Here is a 22,267-nt window from a genome sequence, read left to right on the forward strand (position 1 = left end):
TTGCAGGGAAAATATGCTTGGAATGAGAAAGCTCAGTGGCGAGATCGATTAGGCGAAAGCCAATACCCCTTGCGTATCAATATTGACTGACACCGCCTGCCCTAATTCCAGCGGTTGCGATGAGGTCGCGATAAGCTGAGTGCCATGCGCATCAATCAGATAGCGGCAATGATCGCCCATAAACTGCTGCTCCGTTACCGTCACACTGCTCTCCTCTTCCGCGCGAATTTGCACCTGCTGTGGACGCAGTAGCAACTTACACTCCGCCTCTACCGCGATGGGTTGGCGCGCAATCGCTTCCACAACCCCAAGAGCGGTTTGGTATTGAGTTTCGCTGATCCGCGTGGCATTCAGATAACTGCCACCACCCAGAAAATCGGCTACGAACTGGCTCGACGGTTGGTAATATAGCTCTGCAGCGGTGCCGTACTGTTCAATCACACCTCGATTCATCACTGCCATTTTATCGGCGAAAGCAAACGCTTCTTCTCGTGAGTGAGTCACGAAAATCGCCGTCACGCCCTGTTGTTTAAAGATCTTGCGAATCTCAATGATCAGCTCATGGCGCACTTGCGTGTCGATATTCGAAAACGGTTCATCAAGCAGCAGCAGATCTGGCTTATACGCTAAGGCACGAGCAATGGCGACACGCTGCTGCTGACCACCCGAGAGTTGGTGCGGATAGCGTTCAGCGAAAGCACCAAGATGAACCAAAGAGAGCATCTCGGTAATTTTGGCCTGCTTTTGCTTCGCGGGCATCGCATTCAAACCAAAACCAACGTTCTGCGCCACGGTTAAATGGGGAAACAATGCGTAATCTTGGAAAATCATTCCGATATTGCGCTGCTCAGGCGGCAACCAGTGTTTACCGTCATCCAAGGTGACACAGTTAAGGCTAAGCTGACCGGAAGCCAAAGGCAGCAAACCGGCAATCGCTTTAAGCAAGGTGGTTTTACCACAACCGCTAGCACCCAACAGGCAGACGATTTCGCCCGGATTGACTTGCAATGATAACGATTTCAATACGGTTTGTGCATCGTATTGGCAAGTAAGATTTTCAATCAGCAGTGCGCAGCTCATCAGTGCTTTTGCTCCAAAGAACGGTTAACGATAACAAGTGGGATAAGCCCAACCAACACGAGTAAAATGGCAGGCAATGCAGCCAATTCCAAACGCTCATCTGAAGCGTAGTTATAAACGTAAGTGGCGAGCGTTTCAAAGTTAAACGGGCGTAATAAAATCGCCGCGTTTAACTCCTTCATCGATTCAATAAACACCAACAATCCTGCAATTAACGCACCACGGCGGATCAGCGGCAGGTGTACACGTTTAAGCATTTGGTTGGCATGGCAACCCATGGTACGTGCGGCCATATCCAAAGAAGGTGAGACTTTACTTAAGCTACTTTCAATACTGCCAATCGCCACCGCCGAAAAACGCACCACCAGCGCAAACACAATCGCGAACACACTTCCGGAGAAGATCAACCCCGGACGTCCCCACTCCATCATTTTAGCGATATCGTTGACCAGATGATCCAGAGCGAGCACTGGTACCAAAATACCAATCGCCAGCACCGTTCCCGGCACCGCATAACCCATGGAAGAAAGGCGCATCAACGCAACACTGGTACGGTTGTTTTGCAAGCGGGCATAAAAATTGGCGATCAAAGCCACCAACACAGCAATGACAGCCGCACTGATCGAGACAGTAAAACTATTCAGTGCGTACTCTCTAAACTGCGTTGTCCAACTTTGCGCAAAGTAAGTCCATGCGTAACTGATTAATTGCAACAGTGGCAAAATAAACGCCACCGCCACCAATCCCCAACACCAGACTAAGGCCGCCCACAAGCGCCAGCCTTTTAAGGTATAGCGATACTCTTCATGGCTATTAAATTGGGTTTGATACAGTTTTTGTCGACGTCGGCTATAGCGTTCGCTACTGAGCAGCAATAGCACGATCACCAACATAACTGCTGAGATTTTCGCCGCCGCATTGAGGTTTGAGTATCCAAGCCAAGTATCGTAAACCGCTGTAGTTAAGGTATTCACCGCAAACAGGCTTACGGTGCCGAAATCCCCAATGGTTTCCATTGCCACCAAAGACAAGCCCACCGCAATCGCAGGGCGCGCTAATGGCAAAGAGATACGCCAAAAGCTCTGCCACGGTGTGCATCTCAGTAAACGAGCCGATTGGAGCAAAGTGACGTTCTGTTCCATAAAGGCCGCACGGCACAGTAGATACACGTAAGGATAAAGTACCAGCGCTAGCACCACACTCGCGCCGCCTAAACTTCGAATATCGGGAAACCAATAGCTGCCAGCTTGCCAACCTGTTAGATCGCGCAAAACGATTTGAATAGGGCCGGCGTAATCAAACCAATGAGTGAACAGATAACCAATAATGTAGGCAGGCATCGCCAAGGGTAAGACAAGCGCCCACTGCAGCCAACGCTCGCCCGGAAGCTTGCACATGGCGATAAGCCATGCAGAGGGCACGCCAAATAGCAAAGCCAATAGCAGTACGGAGATCGTCAATACTAAGGTATTGAAAATATAGGTGGGCATCACAGTCGCCAGTAGATGAGCAAAAACCTCATCACTGTTGCCAAATGCGGTATAGAAGATCGCTAAGATCGGTAAAACCAGCAGAGTGGTTAACACAAGGCTGCTGGTTTTCCATGCAAAATATTTTTCTTTCATCGCCTAACAGTACAAGGCTTGAACAACGCTCACAGCGCTGCATCCCTCAAATAAAATAGGGGTACGTTATACCCCTGATTTTACTTACAGGTCAAATTTGACTTCGTCGATCAATTTGATCGCAGCAGCATTGTTATCCGCCACTTTTTCAAGAGGCAGGCTGTCCGCTTTAAAGTCACCCCAAGAAGTCACCAATTCTGAACGCTTTACACCCTCTTTAATTGGGTATTCGTAGTTCACTTCTGCATACATTTGCTGTGCCGTCGCCCCCGTCAAAAACTCCATCAGCTTAACCGCGTTGTCACGGTTTGGTGAGTATTTCGCCATTGCCATACCACTCACGTTCACATGAGTGCCTTGCGCATTTTGACCTGGGAAGTTGATGTATACTGCTTCTGCCCACGATTTTTGCTTCTCGTCGTTAAGCATTGCACCTAAGTAGTAGCTGTTACCCAATGACACATCACACAGACCTTCTTTGATCGCGCGAACTTGGTCGCGGTCATTGCCTTGTGGTTTACGAGCCAGATTCGCCTTTACACCTTCCAGCCAAGTTTTTGCTTCGGCTTCACCATGGTTAGCGATGATAGAAGCCACAAGCGCGATGTTGTACGGATGCTTACCGCTACGAGTACAAATTTTGCCTTTGAACTCTGGCTTAGCGAGATCCATATAATCGAAATCATCACCCAACTTGCCTACGCGGTCGCGTGAAGAATACACACTACGAGTACGCTGCGTCAGTGCGAACCACTCATCACCACTATCACGGTATTGAGCTGGAATATTCTCTTCAATCACTTTGCTATCCAGTGGTTGAGTCAGGCCTTTTTCCGTCAGCTCAAACAGACGGCTGAATTCGGCAGTTAAAATCACATCCGCTGGGCTGTATTCGCCTTCTTGCGCAAGTTTTTCAGCAATGCCTTCCTTAGCAAATTTCACGTTAACTTTGATGCCCGTTTCTTTAGTGAACTCTTGGAACATAGGTTCAATCAGAAACGGTTGGCGGTAAGAGTAAACATTCACTTCTTCGGCGGCCATTGCCGAAGGAGCCAGTACACCACAAGCAATCGCAGACAACGTGAGCAGCTTTTTCATCTTAAAATCCTTTATAATTACTAATGATAACGTTTATCAGTTTCAATGCATTATAAGAATGATTATTAAGAAAACAATCAGCAGAAATAAAAAACCTGCCCAAAGGGCAGGTTCTCGAAAGTGAACTTGGTAACTAAATGTTACTTAACGGTCACGAATTCAGGGTAAGCTCCGACACCACAATCGTGCATATCCATTCCTTCCATCTCTTCTTCTTCAGAGACTCGGATCCCCATCGTCGCTTTGAGTACGCCCCACACCAGTAGGCTTGCCCCAAATACCCACGCGAAGATCACTGCAGCACCCAACAATTGTGCACCAAAAGTTGCATCAGCATTGCTCAGTGGCACCACCATCAGACCGAAGAAACCACACACACCGTGAACGGAAATCGCACCCACTGGATCATCAATTTTGACTTTATCAAGCGCGATAATGCTAAACACCACCAGAGCACCGGCAACCACACCAATCGCCACCGCATATAAAGGAGATGGTGATAATGGATCCGCGGTAATCGCTACCAAGCCAGCTAAAGCGCCGTTGAGTACCATAGTCAGGTCTGCTTTACCCCAGGTGGTTTTACACACCAACAGTGCGGCGATAGAACCCGCCGCGGCAGCGGCATTGGTATTAAGGAAAATCTTACCGACGGAGGTGGCGTTTTCAAAATCCGATAACATCAGTTGTGAGCCACCGTTAAAACCAAACCAGCCAAACCACAAAATGAACGTACCTAAGGTAGCCAATGGCATGTTTGAGCCTGGGATTGGGTAAATTTCGCCATTCTTGCCATATTTACCCTTGCGCGCCCCTAGCAGAAGTACACCGGCTAATGCCGCAGAAGCTCCCGCCAAATGTACGATGCCTGAGCCCGCAAAATCACTAAAACCTGCCGCAGAAAGGAAACCACCACCCCAAGTCCAGTAACCTTCCATTGGGTAAATGAACGCCGTCAAAATCGCAGAGAAAATCAAAAATGCCCAAAGCTTCATGCGCTCAGCCACCGCACCGGATACCACTGACATCGCGGTTGCCACAAACACCACTTGGAAGAAAAAGTCTGACTCCAAAGAGTGATCCGCACCGTCGGCTTGTGAACCAATCAGCGCACCAATCGAAGGCAGCCAACCCCCTTCGCTGTTATCGACATACATGATGTTGTAGCCAACAATTAAATAAGTGGTACAAGCAATCGCGTAGAGAACAAAGTTTTTCGTCAAAATTTCGGTGGTGTTCTTGGAGCGAACCAATCCTGCTTCGAGCATGGCAAACCCAGCGGCCATCCACATCACTAGAGCTCCTGAAATCAGGAAGAAAAAGGTGTCGAGTGCGTAACGCAGCTCTGTCACGGTTGTTGATAGTTCCATAATCAAATCTCCCATCCTTGAAATTAAAGGGCTTCAGAATCCATTTCACCAGTGCGGATACGTACCGCTTGGCTTAGGTCATACACAAAGATTTTGCCATCACCAATTTTTCCGGTGTGTGCCGCTTTAATGATCGCCTCCACCACGCGATCCACATTGTCGCTTTGCGTAGCGATTTCAATTTTGACTTTAGGGAGAAAGTCCACTTGATATTCTGCACCACGATACAACTCTGTGTGCCCTTTCTGACGTCCAAAGCCTTTCACTTCAGACACCGTCATCCCCTCGATACCTACATCCGCAAGTGCCTCACGAACATCATCCAACTTGAATGGTTTAATGATTGCGCTAATCAGTTTCATCTCTTCCTCTCTGAAGCAGTCGTCCATTTGCTATTCATTATCCAAGTGGCGTGCCAAGTTTTTAATTACATGATTTTTAAAGAGAAATAAATAAATTATTGAATAAAAAACAAAAGGCCGCACCGATAAGGTGCAGCCTTTTCCCAACAATAACGCACAAATTTTAACAAATAACGAGCTTGCCAGTTATTTTCGATGCACAAAATTCTGCCATTGGTTCAAGAGTGCCATAAAGTCCTCTCGCCCACAGGCTGCGACACTTTCACTGTCGTACAGTGAAAAATCCGTTTCTAGCTCATGCTCACTCTCATAGGCAAGTGCATTGTCTTGCACCGTGATCTCATCCCCCTGGATCAGTAGAGAAATCTCTCGACCAGTCCATAGAAACTCTTGAGCTGGCGAATGCTCTGCTTGTTCAATCAGTGCAAAAACTTGATGCAGTTTAGCTTGATCTTGACCAATCTCTTCTTGTAGCCAACGTCCGACAATTTGATGCTCCATACTGCATCGCACGGAATACTCACCCAACAAGGTATTTTTAATAAATTCAAATTCCATGGTGAACTCTCCACAGATAAACCATGTCGCGAGTATATCGCAAAACGGCTTCACGGCATTGAGACAAGTGAGATCCATAGGTTGGAGACAGTCAAATGACTGGAAAAAATAAAGCCGCGACAGGCGCGGCTCTAAAAGAGGATTTAATCACTCTGCTTATGCAGGTTCTTGGAAAATCACTGAATCCGCTTTGCTGGTGTATTGCCCCATACGGTGGAAGTTGAGGTAACGGTAGGTATCCGCTGCCGCCGCATCAATCTGCTTCGCGTACTCCATGTACTCTGCCACGCTTGGGATGCGGCCCAGAATCGCCCCAACTGCCGCTAATTCAGCAGAAGAGAGGTACACGTTAGCACCAGTACCCAAACGGTTCGGGAAGTTACGTGTTGAAGTTGACATCACCGTTGCTTTGTCCGCTACGCGCGCTTGGTTACCCATACACAGCGAACATCCCGGAGTTTCAATACGCACCCCAGCGCGACCAAAAATACCGTAGTAACCTTCTTCCGTCAGTTGGTCACGATCCATCTTAGTTGGCGGAGCCACCCACAGGCGTGTGTTCAACTGACCGTTGAATTTATCAAGCAATTTACCGGCGGCACGGAAATGACCAATATTGGTCATACAAGATCCAATGAAGACTTCGTTGATGGTTTCACCCGCGCACTCAGAGAGCAGACGTGCATCATCCGGATCGTTTGGTGCACACAAGATAGGCTCTTTGATGTCTGCCAGATCAATTTCAATCACATGCGCGTATTCGGCATCTTTGTCTGCTTCCATCAATGCAGGGTTGGCTAACCACGCTTCCATCGCTTTAATGCGGCGTTCAATGGTACGGCGATCGCCATAACCTTCAGCAATCATCCACTTCAACATCACGATGTTCGAGTTGAGGTACTCTTCAATTGACGCTTGTGAAAGCTTCACGGTACAACCTGCCGCAGAACGTTCTGCAGACGCATCTGAAAGTTCAAAAGCTTGTTCAACCGTCAGGTGTTCAACCCCTTCGATCTCCAGAATACGACCAGAGAATTCGTTGATCTTGCCCGCTTTTTCTACCGTGAGCAGACCTTGTTTGATGCCGTAGTAAGGGATGGCATGCACCAGATCACGCAAGGTGATCCCAGGTTGCATTTTTCCTTTGAAGCGCACCAGAATCGATTCCGGCATATCCAGAGGCATTACCCCAGTCGCAGCCGCAAACGCCACCAGACCAGAACCCGCAGGGAAAGAAATACCCAATGGGAAACGCGTATGTGAGTCACCGCCGGTACCAACTGTATCAGGGAGCAACATACGGTTTAGCCATGAGTGGATAACACCATCCCCCGGACGCAGTGAAACACCACCGCGGTTCATGATGAAATCCGGCAGTGTGTGATGCGTTTGAACGTCAACCGGTTTTGGATACGCGGAAGTGTGACAGAAAGACTGCATCACTAAATCAGCAGAGAAGCCCAAACACGCCAAATCTTTCAGTTCATCACGCGTCATTGGGCCTGTGGTATCTTGCGAACCCACAGTGGTCATCTTAGGTTCGCAGTACGTACCTGGGCGAATGCCTTGCACACCACACGCTTTACCCACCATTTTCTGTGCCAGCGAGTAACCTTTACCGTTATCGGCCACCGCCACTGGGCGACGGAATTCTTTTGATGCTTCCAAACCTAACGCGTGACGCGCTTTATCGGTCAAACCACGTCCAACGATCAATGGAATACGGCCGCCCGCACGTACTTCATCGTACAGTACATCGGTTTTCAGTTTGAAAGTCGCCAACACTTCGCCCGTCGCGTGGTTACACACTTTGCCTTCGAATGGGTAAACGTCGATCACATCGCCCATATTAAGCTTGGAGACATCCACTTCGATCGGCAGCGCGCCAGCATCTTCCATCGTGTTAAAGAAGATTGGGGCAATTTTACCGCCCAAAACATAACCTCCAGTACGTTTGTTCGGTACGTTCGGAATGTCGTCTCCCATAAACCACAACACGGAGTTGGTTGCAGATTTACGCGATGAGCCAGTACCCACCACGTCACCCACATAAACCAGTTGGTGACCTTTGGTTTTGAGAGCTTCGATCTGTTTGATCGGGCCAACTTTGCCCGCTACATCTGGTTCAATGCCATCACGAGCGTTTTTCAGCATGGCTAACGCATGCACAGGAATATCAGGGCGTGACCATGCATCCGGCGCCGGAGACAGATCGTCTGTGTTGGTTTCACCGGTCACTTTAAATACGGTTAAAGTGACTTTTTCGGCCAACGCTGGCTTAGACAGGAACCATTCAGCATCCGCCCAAGATTGCAGCACTTGTTTGGCGAATGCATTACCCGCTTTGGCTTTTTCTTCTACATCGTAGAAGTTATCAAACATCAATAAGGTATGAGATAACGCTTTCGCAGCAATTGGCGCGAGTGCATTATCGTCAAGTAATTCAATCAGCGGTTCAATGTTGTAACCACCTTGCATCGTACCCAGTAGCTCTGCCGCTTTTTCACGACTCACCAAAGGCGATGTCACTTGTCCTTTGGTTACAGCAGTCAAGAAACCCGCTTTCACGTAAGCCGCTTCATCAACACCAGGAGGAATACGATTTTCAAGTAGATCAAGAATGAAGGCTTCTTCACCTTGTGGGGGATTTTTCAGAAGTTCGACAAGTCCTGCGACTTGCTCTGCGTCTAGGGGTTTAGGTACAACTCCTTCAGCGGCACGCTCTGCGACGTGTTTACGGTAGGCTTCAAGCACGACTTTTTCCTCTCATTGCGGTTCACTCAGTTGATTATAAAAATACGAGCGAACATCCTTGGAAACTTGGCTCTCCCTAGCCCTTGTTTTCACTCAAATTGACTGAGAAACAGCGCCATAGAGGCCAAACTGTGGGCGTCAGAATAGCAAGTTTAACGATAAATTAAAATCTCATCATTTTGACCAACATAGCAACTTGAGACTAAAGTTTTAGCTTTCTCACTGAGTGAAAAGCGCCCAATATGCCTTAGTCGCTCACTTTGGCTATTTAAATGTGGTGCCAATAATGAAATAGATCGAGTCATAATTCTGTTCGGTACGCCCATACCCAAACATAATCGGTCCAATCGGTGAGTTGACTCCAGCAAAGACTGAACCCGCGGCATATAAGGGTGCGTCTTGCAAACTCAGGTTGGTATCTGACCATACGCCGCCATATTCTATCGAAGCACCGAGGTAAACCGGCGAGGTGAACATTCCGAAATCATTATCAAACCAACGGTAGCGGTAAACCAAATTTCCGTACACTTTGTTTTGACCTATCAAGCTATTACGCGGGATGCCAGACAAATTAAGAAAACCCCCGATACTTTTCGGGTCGATCGGGGTCGATGAGTGCTTACTTTTCACCACACCAAGATCAAGATTTGCGACTAAAGTATGGCGCGAAATGGTCTGCGCAGCGACAAATCGTCCGGAAAGTTCGTACACCGTATCTGAAGAGAGCGCATCATTCGACAGTGGATTACTACCCTCAAAGCTGTCTCTGGAGATCAGATATTCCAAATCAAAATAGATACCTTGTTGTGGCAAGCTGAAATCATCCAAAGTGTCGTGTCGATAATCGAAAAATACTCCACGCCGATTAAATGAAAAATCGCCAAATGCTGGTAAGGAGGATGCTTGCCCATTGCCCTTACTGTAGCGTGTGCCGAGTTTGATTTCTCGCCACAACTCAATTTGATAACCGAGTGCAATCTCCCCTATCCACTCTGAATAGGTGATCGGTAAGTAATTTTCGGTCGCACTGAGTGACGTATCTTCAAATCCAGCAATCGGGGCATTGCGTCGTTCATTACTGTAACGCAGCGAAGCCGTAGTAAAGGTTTTTTGTCCCGATAGCAAAGGAGAATAGAGTTCTGCTTCAATCAGTTTGTCGGTTCCCATATCCATATTGAGAGCCAATTCCGCACCATGCGAATTGATGTCGGTAAAATTGGTAGAAACTCCCAAAGCATATTGGCTTTCGGTTTCAAAATCATCTTCCAGAAAGAAGCGAAAGTTAACGTAATTCGGCCCCCACGACTTTTCGCGAACATCGATCACTAGCTGTTCTGTGTCTTGTTGCTGCTCGTATTGATAGCGCACCAGCTCGAACCGATCTAACGCATAAAGATCTTCGATACTGGTTTCAATCTCTTCGGTGCTGAGCTTTTGCGCGGGTTCTAAATTGAGTCGGTTCAGTAATAGCAGATCGCTGTAGTGGGTATTGTTTTGCAGAACAATTTCGTCAACTTTAACATTATCACCATAACGCAACGTTTTACGGCGTTCTTCTTTGGCATCTATGTAGTTTTGGTATTGTGCTGAACTTAAGGCGATTTTCTGTAAAAAGGCTTGGTTATCCATCGCGACCTGATAGCCCATCGCAAAAGCATCGGGCATTTTATCAAACTCGGTGGTTTCCATTTTTCCCACCTGAGGACGCAACAGCAGATCGTGCTCAGTCAGGTTGTCACTCTGCTTTTCGGTGCTACGACGAACAAGATAATTGGATAGCTGATCGGCCACCGTAAACAGATTAGTGAAATCTTCTTGGGTTTTATAGTCGGTACTGATATCGACAGCGATAACAATGTCTGCGCCCATCGCTCGCGCCACATCAACCGGCATGTTGTTGGTGACACCGCCGTCCACCAACCATAAACCATCAATCTCGTAAGGAGGTAACGCCCCTGGCACTGACATACTGGCCATCATCGCATCGACTAAAAAGCCTTTATCAAGCACCACTTCTTGTAGATGGATGATATCGGTCGCGACAGCACGATAAGGGATCACCAACTGGTCAAAAGAATCAAAAGCGGGCAAATTGCCTGTGGTTTCACGCAACATGCGCAGCATGTTTTGTCCTTGCACCACGCCTTTGGGTGCGCGAACTTCCCCCAGTGCAAACCAAGATCTGTGGTGATTTGGTAGCGATCTTCGTACTCTTTGTCACGAACCCGACGTTGGCTACGATCAACGCGATCGCGATACCCACGGTTCCAATCCACGCTGTATATCAGTGCTTCGATCTCTTCTGCGCTCATGCCAGTGGCATATAAACCACCGACATACGCGCCCATACTGGTTCCTGTGATGATATCGACGGGAACGTGCAGCTCCTCCAGCGCTCTTAACACACCCATATGCGCTGCACCTTTCGCGCCACCACCCGCCAGCACTAACGCGATTTTAGGGCGCTGAGCCGCCTGAGCATTGGTTTCTTGCGCCAACGCCAACGGAGCAAGTAATACTCCGAACATAACGCTGAATGACACCGCCCATTTCATCACGTGAGTTACCCTCTAAATCCTTAAGAATCAAACCACTATAAACGCCTAAATTCAGCCAAACAACTTGAAGTTTTAGGTCAGTGATAAATCGCGGTACTGCCTATCCTTGATTGACTCTTATCGCTAGCCTACCAAGGGAAAAGCTTTTTCAGCCATTCGGTCGGGCGGTTTTCACACTGCTGTTTCAATTGCTGCTGATTATCCCAGATCGGCAGTTTAAACGCGTTATCACAATCGAGCGTTAAACCACCTTGTGCCTGTTTCGCAAAACCGAAAGTGGTAATACCTTCCGGCCAAGGTAACTGTAATTTCTCTGGAATGCGATATTTCAAATACTGCGCATAAACACGTAATGCCCCACTAGCACCGGTGAGCTTGGTCGGTTGGTTATCGTCACGGCCAAGCCAAATGGTGGTCACTTCACGGCCATCGACCCCAACAAACCAACTGTCACGGTTATCGTTAGTCGTACCGGTTTTACCCGCCAAGGCAGCACTGCTGAATTGCGCATTCAAGTAACGTCCAGTGCCTTCTTGCACCCCTTGTTTCATCGCGTAAGTGGTGAGCCATGCTGCTTGCTGATCGACCGCTTGCGACACTTTAGGTAGCGACTCATACAACACGTTGCCATCCAAATCGAGTACGGAACGCAGCGCCGAAAGTGGGGCTTTTTTGCCGGAATTGGTTAGCGTTTGGTACATCTGCGCCACTTGATACGGCGTAAGCGAGAACGAACCGAGCAACATGGAAGGTACAGGGCGAATTTCGTCGCGATTCACACCGAGTTTACCCAAGGTGGCTGAGACTTGATCAATCCCAAGCTTCATCCCCAAAGCCACGGTCGGTACATTCAGTGATTGAGCAAGCGCTTGGTAGAGTGGCACTTCGCCACGATATTTTCGGTCGTAGTTTCTCGGTGTCCACGCGCTACCTTCACTGCCTTTTAAAGTGATCGGTTTATCTTCCAGTGTCGTGGCCAGATTGTATTGATCAGGATGAGTTAGCGCCGTGAGATAAACCGCAGGCTTAACCAGAGAGCCGATTTGTCGGCTGGCATTAAGCACGCGGTTAAAACCATCGTAACCCGTGCGCTTACCGCCAACCATGGCGCGAATTTCTCCACTGTTACGATCCACCGAAATCGCCGCAGCTTCGAGATCTTTCCCTGCTGTTTTGGCTAATTGCGGGATCTGATCGTTAATCGCTTGCTCAAGCTTGGACTGAGAAACTGGATCCAGCGAGGTGAACACACGCAACCCAGAGTCGGCTTTGAATTTGTCCCCCAGTTTTTCTTTTAGCTCAATTGAGACTTGCTGAAAGTAGGCTGGCTGCCGACCGGCAATTTGCGCCGTTTTCTGCACATCCAACGGACGAGTCACAGCCTGTTGGTACTCTTGCGCGGTCAGAATATCGTGCTCCATCATCAACTTGAGCACCAGATCGCGCCGCTCACGAGCGCGCTCAGCAAAGCGCATCGGATTGTAATAAGAAGGCCCTTTGACCATGCCGACCAACAATGCCAATTGATCAATCCGTAACTCTTGCAGCGGCTGACCAAAATAGAGCCGTGAAGCCAGCCCAAAACCGTGGATCGCATCCGCGCCACTTTGACCTAAATAAACCTCATTGAGATAGGCTTCAAGAATGCGATCTTTGCTGTAGCGATAATCGATGATCAGGGCCATATAGGCTTCGCGCAGCTTGCGCCACAAGGTGCGATCACTGGAAAGGAAGATGTTTTTAGCAAGCTGCTGGGTCAAGGTACTCCCCCCTTGCACCGTGCGCCCCGCTTTAAGGTTGACCACCATAGCGCGACCAATCGCGAGTGGTGATACACCATCGTGCTGATAAAAATCGCGATCTTCGGTCACTAAGAGTGCATCTACCAACACTTCGGGGAATTGCTCACGGCGTAAAAAAAGTCGCTGCTCTGACGAATCTTTTTCTAGCATCCCCATCAATTTCGGCTCTAAACGCAAGTAGCCTAACTCGCGCTTTTGCTCTAATGATTCGATTTTGCTTAAACCGCTACCATCAAAGGTGAGCATAACGCGGCGATCCGGCTCTGGACCATCGGCAAATTCAAACGGACGGCGGATCAGTTCAATTCGAGTGGAAGAAGAAGAGTATTCTCCGGGAAAACGGGGCTGCGCGACCTTACGGTAATTAAGCACATCGAGCTCATTACGTAGCTCTGGTAAGCTCAAGCCACCGCCAGGTTCAAGCGTCAAAATGCGCGCATACACCACGGTTGGCAAATCAAACAACTGCCCTTCAAAGCGCTGTTTGATCATCGAATCGAGATAAATACCAATAAAAACCAACACGGCGGCTAGCGCCAGTGCCACTTTCCAACCGATGCTCCAGATCCGACCTAGCCAAACTTGCAGCTTGGAGGAAGAGGCGCTTTTACCACTGCGCGCTTTGCGGGTGCGCGGCTTGTTACTACTTTTTCTTGTCATGCGTTCAATTGTCGTTTGGTTTTACTGGTTGCCACATGATTGGCAGGATCATCCGGCCACACATGTTTCGGGTAGCGGCCTTTCATCTCTTTTTGCACTTCTTTATACGCTCCCGCCCAAAAACTGGCGAGATCGCGGGTAACTTGCAACGGGCGCTGCGCGGGAGAAAGCAATTCCATCACCACCGCACGCGTCCCTTTGGCAACACGCGGTGAACTTTGCTCGCCAAACACTTCCTGCATGCGCACCGAGAGCGTAGGCTCCATCCCTAACTGATAACGGATTTTTTTATGATTCCCCGTTGGCAGCAAATGATGGGTTGGCAGCCACTCGTCAAGCTGCTGACTGAGATCCCAGCCAAGATAATGTTTGAGCGCTTGAAGAACAGAGACATTCTGCAAACCTTTCACCGAGGTTACGCCGGCCAAATACGGCTCTAACCACAGTTCGAGGTGCGCAAGTAGCGCTTCATCATCCAGATCTGGCCATGCCTCTTCCGGCAGCCATTCGGCGGCGCAGCGTGCACGGGCAAGCCACTCGCTCGCGTCTTCGCTCCACTGTAACACTGTTAAGCCTTTGCGCCGTACATAGCTCAGCAAAGCTTGTGTCATTTTTTGTTTATCGGGTTCTGGCAGCTTTTCACGGCGAAGCACCAGTTGATCGATTCGCCACTGCGCTTCCGCGCTCAGGCGGCCGGCTTTTTCATCCCAATCCACTTGTTCGACACGAGAAATCAGCGCTGGCAATAGGCGCTCAAGCGCGTGGATATCGAGCTCAAGCGCGCTGAAAATTTGACTGGCTTGGGTTTGGCCGCGCATTAAATCCAAGGCGACCAGATAATCGGCGGCGGACAAACGTTCTTCCATCGCTAGCCAAGCGCCGTGACCATTGGCGAGTAAAAATTGCCCTGTTTGTTGGCCACGCTGCTGGGCAATTCGATCTGGAAAGGCCAAACACGCCACTAAAGGCAGCCATGCTGACTCAACAGAGGAGAGTGAAAATGCCGTATCGAGTTTGTGCGCCAAAGATTGGGCGCGTTGAATTAGCAGTTTTTGTTTGGGATGACGACCTTGCTGCCAGCGGTGCAAGCTATGTTGTACATCAATCACTTGCCGTTCCGGCTCTTCAAGTAACACCGCCAACGCTAAAGCGCTTTGCAAGGCCGACTCACCTAAGCGATCGGCGCGCAGCAGCATCGCGGCAATCCGCGGATCAACGCCCAGTGAGTGCGCCTCTTTACCCGCCGCAGTGAGTTGCGTGCGTGCATCCAAAAGACCAAGACGCTGCAACAGTTGCTGCGCCTGCACAAACGCACTGCTCGGTGGCAAGTTCAACCAAGCCAAGTCGCTAGGTTGCGCACCCCATTGCGCGAGTTCTAACGCCAGTGGCGCTAAGTCCGTGTGTAGCATTTCGGGCTCCGGCACCCAAGGCTGCTGCTTAAGCTGCGCTTCGCTGTATAAACGCACACAAATCCCCGGCTCTAAACGTCCGGCACGCCCTGCCCGCTGTTCAGCTGAAGACTGCGCAATCCGCACTTGTTCAAGGCGGGTAATGCCAGTTTTGAGGTCAAACCGCGCACTGCGCTCAAGTCCACTATCTAGCACTATGCGAATACCTTCGATGGTCAGCGAGGTTTCAGCAATATTGGTCGCCAAGACCACTTTGCGCCGCCCCGCCGCCGCGGGAGCAATCGCACGTTGCTGCGCGGCGAACTCCATCTGTCCATACAAAGGGCAGATTTCAACCTCGCTAGCCAAATCACTTAACTGTTCGGTTAACTGGTTGATGCTGGCGGCACCGGGCAAAAAGGCCAGCAATGAGCCCGTTTCGTGCTGCAAAAGATGACGAATTTGTCGCTGCATCGCCGCCACCAACGGTTCATCAACCCGCATAGCTTGATAGCGAATCTCTATCGGGAAACCACGACCTTGTGACTCAACATAACTCGCTTGCGGCAGTAAGTTTTGCAAAGCTTGCTGATCGAGTGTGGCCGACATCACCACGATTTTTAAATCTTCCCGCAGCGCAGACTGCACTTCAAGCGCCAACGCCAAGGCAGTATCAGCGTGAATGCTGCGCTCATGAAATTCATCGAAAATCAGCACATCTACGCCATCCAGTTCCGGATCGTTTTGTAGCATGCGCGTCATAACGCCTTCAGTCACAATCTCCAACTGAGTGGCTCGGCTGACTCGGTTTTCACCACGCACCCGATACCCTACGCTCTGCCCAACCTCTTCACCCAGTTGCTGCGCCAAATAGCGGGCAATGTTGCGCGCAGCCAAACGCCGTGGCTCCAGCATAATGATTTTGCCGTGGAACAGCCCCGCTTGCAGTAACTGCAACGGAAAGTAGGTGGACTTACCGGCACCGGGCGCGGCTTTGAGGATGAGTTGTGGAAAGTCGGTGATACCGGACAACAGCTTCGGCATCACCTCAATAATGGGCAGTGGTGACAAGGGCGGTTCCTACAACATGAAATGACCGCGCCATTGTACATAAAACTGAGTAAGCGCCCAAAGTGCATTCCGGTAAAACCTGAATGCACGACTGAGATTAAACTTATTGCGCGGCAGAGACAGGCTCTTCCGGTTGAATAGCTCCAGGAACAACGAGAAGCGACTCTGACAGAGGCGATGCGCTTTGTTGCGGTTCAGCCTCTTGCGATTCAACTAACGCCGGTTCGGTGTTCAGATCATGTTCATTCGCGGCGTTAGCACGTGCATTTTCAGCGTTGCTGAATGCCTGATCATCGAGCAGCACGCTCGACGGTTCTAATCGTTCAGAAGTCGAGGCCTCACTCATTGACTCGGGTTTTAACTTCATCCAAGCATTGAGTGCTAAGGCTTGATCGTGAGTCAAAATGCCGTTATGTCCTGCAATAATGCCGTCCGCAACCGCCAGCACCCACACCGCTTGACGATTCGCATCTTCACAGCTTTCAACGGTTTTTCGTGCATAAAGCCTAGCGCGAATTTTCCAGCCAGCGCCATCCAATATTTGCATGCACCCCGGTTTGGCATCGTGCTCGACTAGCCACTGAGGGATCTTAACTGACTTATTGCAATCATGCCCGAACACGGATCCACGTCATGAGTGATTGCCCAAGAATTCCCCACGGCGCGCTCACCATCCTTAATCCAGTTAAAAGCTTCACGCACCGCAAAGTCCGTTTTCGACTGCAATACCAGCATGGACGGCCCAAAGCCTTTTGGGCTGAGCCATTTATCCAGCGGTTGGTACTCTTTGGCGGAGGCCGCGGGATTTAAAAGTACGGTCAAATTCGTTTCACCACGACCAGCAGCCAGATTGTCCAAAATTGCCTGTTTACGCGCATGAAGCGCAACCACGCCACCGAGGCTGTGTCCCACCAAAATATAGCGACCAAGTGTTCCTTGACGACGCAGATCTTCCAGAGAATTCAGCAGATTTCTTACTCCATGCTCACCAACTCGCCGAGCCACCTGCTTACTGGTCAAAATCGTCGGGAAGTCCAGCGCTTCCACTTGACTGGTAGGGTCATCAGAACCATCCAGCCAGAAAGGATCGTATTGATCACCACGCCAACCAATATACAGCCCAATCAAACCGGGATGGCTTTTAGCCATTTCACGATGAAAACGTTGAAAAGCGACAAAATTATCGTCAGTCGGTGCAGCATTGTGATGCCAGCCATGGATAAAGATCAGCAGTTCTGCCCCAGGTTTTTTTGCCAGTCGCGCCTTTAACGCTTGATATTGCCCCGGCAGGTGCATTTCACCATTATCATTGAATTCAATGACATGGAAATCAGACTGACTCAGTTCAGGCGTCACCTGATGATAGGGCATATCAGGAATACGGGTAGACCAAATTGACAACGCGAGAACAGCCAACAATACAACCTTAAATATGGCTATATTTTTCAAAAACTTACGCAAGGAATCTTACCAAAAAAACAGATACCCAGACTCGGGCGGGCGGCAATTATATGTTCAACTTCAATGCTTCACCAGAGGCGGAATGATGGACTTTCTCACCTGCCGCTAACCTCTCGATGGCATTGCCATTTAACACCTTGAAACACCATGGCTATAGCTTCCAATAGGAAGGGGATGCGATTGTGACAAAAGCCACTAGGGTATGTTTAAATGTCCTCGCCATTGGGTATGAATAAGAAGAGAAACATGCACTTTTCCCCACCTCTGCAAAAAGGAACCTTACTCAAACGTTACAAACGCTTTTTAGCTGATGTGATGCTAGAAGATGGTTCAGTGATCACCATGCACTGCGCGAACACGGGAGGCATGACTGGCTGCGCCGAGCCGGGCAGTACGGTGTGGTTTTCTACATCGGATAATCCCAAACGTAAATACGCCCACAGTTGGGAACTAACGGAGACAAAAAAAGGTCACTGGATTTGCGTGAACACCGCACGTGCCAACACGTTAGTCGTGGAAGCCATCTTGGCTGGGCGTATTCCTCAGTTGCAGGGTTATGCTGAGCTCCGCACAGAAGTGAAGTACGGCCATGAAAATAGCCGTATCGACATCTTGCTAAAGTCTGATTCTCAACCAAACTGCTTTATAGAAGTAAAAAGCGTCACTCTTTTGGATGAGATTCAAGGCGATAAAGGACAAGGTTACTTCCCTGATGCCGTCACAACTCGCGGGCAAAAACATCTGCGTGAATTAGCGGAAATGGCCAAAGATGGAAGCAGGTCGGTACTTTTGTTTGCCGTTTTACATTCGGGGATTGAAAAAGTCTCTCCCGCTCTCCATATAGACGCGAACTATTCACAGTTACTAAAAGCGGCACAAGAAGCCGGGGTGGAAGTGTTGTGCTACAAGGCGTCACTTTCAGAGTTCGAAATCCAAATGGTATCTGAGGTCAAATTTGCCCATCAAGTGACAAAAAATTGATGGTGTCTTCACATTGACGATAACTTTACGTTGGATTGTTTGCCTCACCCACTTCTTTTTGCTATAGATACCCGCCTTAAATTTAACTGCTCTCGCAGTTGACTAGGGTTAGTAGGAGATCTGTATGACAGAGTCTAAAAAGAAAACGCTAGGCATCCTAGCCATTGCTGGTGTTGAGCCATATCAGGAAAAGCCGGGTGAAGAATATATGTCACCTGCGCAAGTTATTCATTTTACAAAAATTTTGGAAGCGTGGCGCAACCAACTGAGAGAAGAAGTGGACCGCACCGTTCACCACATGCAGGATGAAGCAGCCAACTTCCCAGACCCTGTTGACCGTGCTTCTCAAGAAGAAGAGTTCAGCCTAGAACTGCGTAACCGTGATCGCGAACGCCGCCTGATCAAGAAAATCGAAAAGACTCTCGACAAAATTAAAGAAGAGGATTTCGGTTTCTGTGATTCATGTGGTGTGGAAATTGGTATTCGTCGTCTAGAAGCGCGCCCAACCGCAGATCTGTGTATCGATTGCAAAACACTCGCTGAAATCAAAGAAAAGCAAATGCTTGGCTAAGATAAAGCAGTAAAGAAAAGGGAGCACACGCTCCCTTTTCTTGTTTCTTTGCATTTGAAAGGTAAATCGCCCTATGAACTATATTGGTCGCTTCGCCCCCTCCCCTTCAGGCCCCTTACATTTTGGTTCGTTGATTGCGGCTTTAGGGAGCTATTTCCAAGCCAAAGCCCATCAAGGTAAATGGCTGGTTCGTATTGAAGACCTTGACCCGCCCCGCGAAATGCAGGGAGCGGCAGCACATATCCTGCGCACATTAGAAGCCTATGGCCTGCATTGGGATGACTCAGTGGTTTACCAAAGCCAGCGTCATGCTTTGTATCAAGACCAAATTAATCAATGGCTCGCCACAGGACAGGCCTACTACTGCCAATGCACTCGTAAAGAGATTAAAGCCATGGGCGGCTTTTATAACGGCCACTGCAAAAGCCATCCGCCGGCTCAGCAGCAAGACTGCTCGATTCGGCTGCGGATGGATAATCCAATACAAGAATTCATTGATTTGAAACACGGCTCAATCACCATACCCAAAGCCTTAGCTGAAGAAGATTTCATCATAAAACGTCGTGATGGCCTGTTTGCGTATAACCTCGCGGTGGTGTTAGATGATATTGACCAAGGTGTCACTCAAGTGGTGCGTGGAGCAGATTTGATTGAACCCACAGGTCGGCAAATCAGCCTGTATCACACTTTAAAACAAAAGCCGGTCAGCTACTTACATTTGCCTTTGGCGATGGATGGTAACGGGAATAAACTCTCGAAACAGAATCACGCTCCAGCGATTGAATCAGTACATCCTAGACAGACGATTTCGCATGCTATGCAGTTTCTAGGCTTTGTATTACCTGCGGATTTTTCCGATGCAAATACTGAGCAAATGCTGGCTTGGGGATGCCAACATTGGCAGGTGAGCCAACTGCCGGAAGCGATCGAGATCACACCAAGATTCTCAAATGGTCTGGCTTAAGCTATTATTAGCGTCAAATTCCGTCCGTGTGAGCGTTAAATTAAGCAGCGTAACGCTTACAGCGGCAACAGCAATCATTGTCAGAAGCACATGAATAATAAAGATTTTGAACCGAGCAACACTCGCACATATCCAGACTTAGCTTTGACTATTATTCCGCGTCAGGCACACCCTATCTCGCGTCAGCAGATCAGCGAAAATGCTCTGAAAGTGCTCTATCGCTTGCATAGCGCAGGGTTTGAAGCCTTTCTTGTCGGCGGCGGTGTGCGTGACTTACTCCTTGGCGGCAAGCCAAAAGACTTTGATGTGGCCACCAACGCCACGCCAGAGCAGCTGCGCCAACTGTTTCGTAACTGTCGTCTGATTGGTCGCCGTTTTCGTCTGGCTCACATTATGTTTGGACGTGACATCGTCGAAGTGGCCACTTTCCGTGGCCATCATCAAGAGACGAGCCAAAGCCAAAATATTGCTGCGCAATCGGAAGCTGGCATGCTGCTGCGCGACAACGTGTACGGCACGATTGATGAAGATGCCGAGCGCCGCGACTTCACCATCAATGCGATGTATTACAACATTGCGGACTACAGCATTCACGACTATGCCGGCGGCATGGAAGATCTTGAAGATCGCCTAGTGCGTCTGATTGGCGACCCGGAAACACGCTATCGCGAGGATCCGGTGCGTATGCTGCGTGCGGTGCGTTTTGCGGTCAAACTCGATTTTGATATTGAGGAAGACACGGCCGAGCCAATTGAGCACCTTGCTCCTCTGCTGCGTGATATTCCTGCCGCTCGTCTTTATGAAGAGTCGCTCAAAATGCTGCAAGCGGGTCATGGTTTAGAGACTTACCACTTGATGCGTCAATACAATCTGTTCCAGCAGCTTTTCCCAACCATCGCGGAACATTTTACCGCCGATCACAGCTCGCAAACCGAGCAGATGTTGGATTTGGTGCTGGATGCGACCGATATTCGTATCGAAGAAGATCTGCGTATCAACCCAGCGTTTATGTTTGCCGCCATGTTGTGGTATCCGATGATCAAGCTCGCCGACCAACTGATGGAGTCACTCAGCCTCCACGAGTTTGATGCGATGACGGAAGCCAGTAACCGCATCTTAGATGAAGTAGTCAAACGCATCGCGATCCCGCGTCGCCACACCACAACCATTCGTGATATCTGGCAGTTACAACAACGCTTACCCCGTCGCAGTGGCAAACGTGCCTTCCGTTTGTTGGAACTGAGCAAGTTCCGCGCAGGCTTTGATTTCCTCGAAATGCGTGGCGAAATTGAAGGTGGAGAAACCAAACAATTAGCTGAATGGTGGGCCACTTTCCAAAACGCGGGGCGCAATATGCGTCAGGCGATGGTCGGTGACATGGGGAACACGACTGGCACAGGTAAACCGAGCTCACGCCGCCGTAAACCATCACGTAATAAGCCAAAGAGTAAATCGAGCGAATGATGCTTGCCTACATTGCGATTGGCAGTAACTTGGGCGACCCTGTCGCTCAAGCCCAACAAGCCATACAACAGCTTACTCAATTACCGAAGTCGCGCCTTATCGCGGCTTCATCGCTCTATAGCAGCACACCAATGGGACCGCAAAATCAGCCGGATTACATTAATGCGGTCGCGGCCATTGAAACCGAATTAACGCCACTGGAACTGCTCGATTGCACACAACGCATTGAACTGGAACAGGGGCGTGTCCGTAAAGACGAACGATGGGGACCGAGAACCCTCGATCTCGATATTGTGCTTTACGGCAATGAGGTGATAGAGACCGAGCGCCTCACCATTCCTCACTATGGAATGAAAGTACGTGAATTCGTACTGTATCCGCTCGCGGAAATCGCACCAAATTTAACTCTCCCTGACGGGACTGAAATCCAAGCGCTATTGCAACAAGTACCGCTCAATGGGCTCAGCATTTGGCATTCGCCAACGTCGAGTAAGGACTAA

Annotated in this window: 14 protein-coding genes and 2 pseudogenes; 5 read left to right on the forward strand and 11 right to left on the reverse strand. The window is 49.3% G+C overall.

Going from position 1 to position 22,267, the window contains the following annotated elements; genetic code table 11:
* Positions 1-48: 48 nt before the first annotated feature.
* The 11 genes and pseudogenes from EPB59_RS09755 to EPB59_RS09805 all read right to left on the reverse strand — a co-directional run bounded on the left by EPB59_RS09755 (position 49) and on the right by EPB59_RS09805 (position 17,760).
* The gene (locus EPB59_RS09755; RefSeq protein WP_055051732.1) at positions 49-1,080 is read right to left on the reverse strand and encodes an ABC transporter ATP-binding protein; all 1,032 of its coding nucleotides are present in this window, start codon (positions 1,078-1,080) and stop codon (positions 49-51) included.
* Complete coding sequence (locus EPB59_RS09760) at positions 1,080-2,705, reverse strand: ABC transporter permease (RefSeq protein ID WP_154172552.1); 1,626 nt, start codon at positions 2,703-2,705, stop codon at positions 1,080-1,082. Before EPB59_RS09760 ends, EPB59_RS09755 begins: the two co-directional genes overlap by 1 nt.
* Before the next feature lie 84 nt (positions 2,706-2,789).
* Complete coding sequence (locus EPB59_RS09765) at positions 2,790-3,803, reverse strand: Fe(3+) ABC transporter substrate-binding protein (protein ID WP_154172554.1); 1,014 nt, start codon at positions 3,801-3,803, stop codon at positions 2,790-2,792.
* A 140-nt stretch (positions 3,804-3,943) separates the two neighbouring features.
* A complete protein-coding gene (locus tag EPB59_RS09770; protein ID WP_055029699.1) occupies positions 3,944-5,173 on the reverse strand; it encodes an ammonium transporter in 1,230 nt (409 codons plus the stop codon).
* A gap of 23 nt (positions 5,174-5,196) precedes the next feature.
* Positions 5,197-5,535 (reverse strand): P-II family nitrogen regulator, encoded by a 339-nt coding sequence (gene glnK, locus EPB59_RS09775; protein ID WP_009355525.1) that lies wholly within the window; start codon positions 5,533-5,535, stop codon positions 5,197-5,199.
* 186 nt (positions 5,536-5,721) lie between these two features.
* On the reverse strand, positions 5,722-6,093 hold the full coding sequence (locus tag EPB59_RS09780; protein WP_055051729.1) for a YacL family protein: 372 nt from the start codon (positions 6,091-6,093) through the stop codon (positions 5,722-5,724).
* Between the two features lie 156 nt (positions 6,094-6,249).
* Positions 6,250-8,847, reverse strand: a complete 2,598-nt coding sequence (gene acnB / locus EPB59_RS09785; RefSeq protein WP_000888593.1) for a bifunctional aconitate hydratase 2/2-methylisocitrate dehydratase — start codon at positions 8,845-8,847, stop codon at positions 6,250-6,252.
* 264 nt (positions 8,848-9,111) lie between these two features.
* Positions 9,112-11,402: pseudogene (locus EPB59_RS09790) on the reverse strand (patatin-like phospholipase family protein).
* Positions 11,403-11,533: 131 nt separating this feature from the next.
* Complete coding sequence (mrcB, locus tag EPB59_RS09795; protein WP_154172556.1) at positions 11,534-13,867, reverse strand: penicillin-binding protein 1B; 2,334 nt, start codon at positions 13,865-13,867, stop codon at positions 11,534-11,536.
* On the reverse strand, positions 13,864-16,326 hold the full coding sequence (gene hrpB, locus EPB59_RS09800) for an ATP-dependent helicase HrpB (protein ID WP_154172558.1): 2,463 nt from the start codon (positions 16,324-16,326) through the stop codon (positions 13,864-13,866). Before hrpB ends, mrcB begins: the two co-directional genes overlap by 4 nt.
* Positions 16,327-16,429: 103 nt before the next feature.
* Positions 16,430-17,760, reverse strand: a pseudogene (locus tag EPB59_RS09805) (alpha/beta hydrolase).
* A 273-nt stretch (positions 17,761-18,033) separates the two neighbouring features.
* On the opposite strand from EPB59_RS09805, the gene sfsA reads away from it, so the two are divergent.
* The 5 genes from sfsA to folK all read left to right on the forward strand — a co-directional run bounded on the left by sfsA (position 18,034) and on the right by folK (position 22,267).
* On the forward strand, positions 18,034-18,768 hold the full coding sequence (gene sfsA, locus EPB59_RS09810) for a DNA/RNA nuclease SfsA (RefSeq protein ID WP_055051724.1): 735 nt from the start codon (positions 18,034-18,036) through the stop codon (positions 18,766-18,768).
* A 124-nt stretch (positions 18,769-18,892) separates the two neighbouring features.
* Positions 18,893-19,339, forward strand: coding sequence for an RNA polymerase-binding protein DksA (gene dksA / locus EPB59_RS09815; RefSeq protein WP_000140365.1), 447 nt, complete (start codon positions 18,893-18,895; stop codon positions 19,337-19,339).
* Positions 19,340-19,412: 73 nt separating this feature from the next.
* The gene (gene gluQRS, locus EPB59_RS09820) at positions 19,413-20,303 is read left to right on the forward strand and encodes a tRNA glutamyl-Q(34) synthetase GluQRS (RefSeq protein WP_154172560.1); all 891 of its coding nucleotides are present in this window, start codon (positions 19,413-19,415) and stop codon (positions 20,301-20,303) included.
* 90 nt (positions 20,304-20,393) lie between these two features.
* A complete protein-coding gene (pcnB, locus tag EPB59_RS09825; protein WP_154172562.1) occupies positions 20,394-21,767 on the forward strand; it encodes a polynucleotide adenylyltransferase PcnB in 1,374 nt (457 codons plus the stop codon).
* Positions 21,764-22,267: a 2-amino-4-hydroxy-6-hydroxymethyldihydropteridine diphosphokinase gene (folK, locus tag EPB59_RS09830; protein ID WP_000978984.1), complete on the forward strand. Its 504-nt coding sequence runs from the start codon at positions 21,764-21,766 to the stop codon at positions 22,265-22,267. The genes pcnB and folK overlap by 4 nt, the downstream gene beginning before the upstream one ends.

The sequence above is a fragment of the Vibrio metoecus genome, assembly GCF_009665255.1.
Taxonomy (GTDB): domain Bacteria; phylum Pseudomonadota; class Gammaproteobacteria; order Enterobacterales; family Vibrionaceae; genus Vibrio; species Vibrio metoecus_B.

Bases quoted from the DNA above. Each gene is read 5' to 3' on its own strand.
- gluQRS (WP_154172560.1), top strand. From the start codon at position 19,413: ATGAACTATATTGGTCGCTTCGCCCCCTCCCCTTCAGGCCCCTTACAT.
- mrcB (WP_154172556.1), bottom strand. From the start codon at position 13,867: ATGACAAGAAAAAGTAGTAACAAGCCGCGCACCCGCAAAGCGCGCAGT.
- dksA (WP_000140365.1), top strand. From the start codon at position 18,893: ATGACAGAGTCTAAAAAGAAAACGCTAGGCATCCTAGCCATTGCTGGT.
- folK (WP_000978984.1), top strand. From the start codon at position 21,764: ATGATGCTTGCCTACATTGCGATTGGCAGTAACTTGGGCGACCCTGTC.
- EPB59_RS09780 (WP_055051729.1), bottom strand. From the start codon at position 6,093: ATGGAATTTGAATTTATTAAAAATACCTTGTTGGGTGAGTATTCCGTG.
- pcnB (WP_154172562.1), top strand. From the start codon at position 20,394: ATGAATAATAAAGATTTTGAACCGAGCAACACTCGCACATATCCAGAC.
- EPB59_RS09755 (WP_055051732.1), bottom strand. From the start codon at position 1,080: ATGAGCTGCGCACTGCTGATTGAAAATCTTACTTGCCAATACGATGCA.
- EPB59_RS09765 (WP_154172554.1), bottom strand. From the start codon at position 3,803: ATGAAAAAGCTGCTCACGTTGTCTGCGATTGCTTGTGGTGTACTGGCT.
- EPB59_RS09760 (WP_154172552.1), bottom strand. From the start codon at position 2,705: ATGAAAGAAAAATATTTTGCATGGAAAACCAGCAGCCTTGTGTTAACC.
- sfsA (WP_055051724.1), top strand. From the start codon at position 18,034: ATGCACTTTTCCCCACCTCTGCAAAAAGGAACCTTACTCAAACGTTAC.
- glnK (WP_009355525.1), bottom strand. From the start codon at position 5,535: ATGAAACTGATTAGCGCAATCATTAAACCATTCAAGTTGGATGATGTT.
- EPB59_RS09770 (WP_055029699.1), bottom strand. From the start codon at position 5,173: ATGGAACTATCAACAACCGTGACAGAGCTGCGTTACGCACTCGACACC.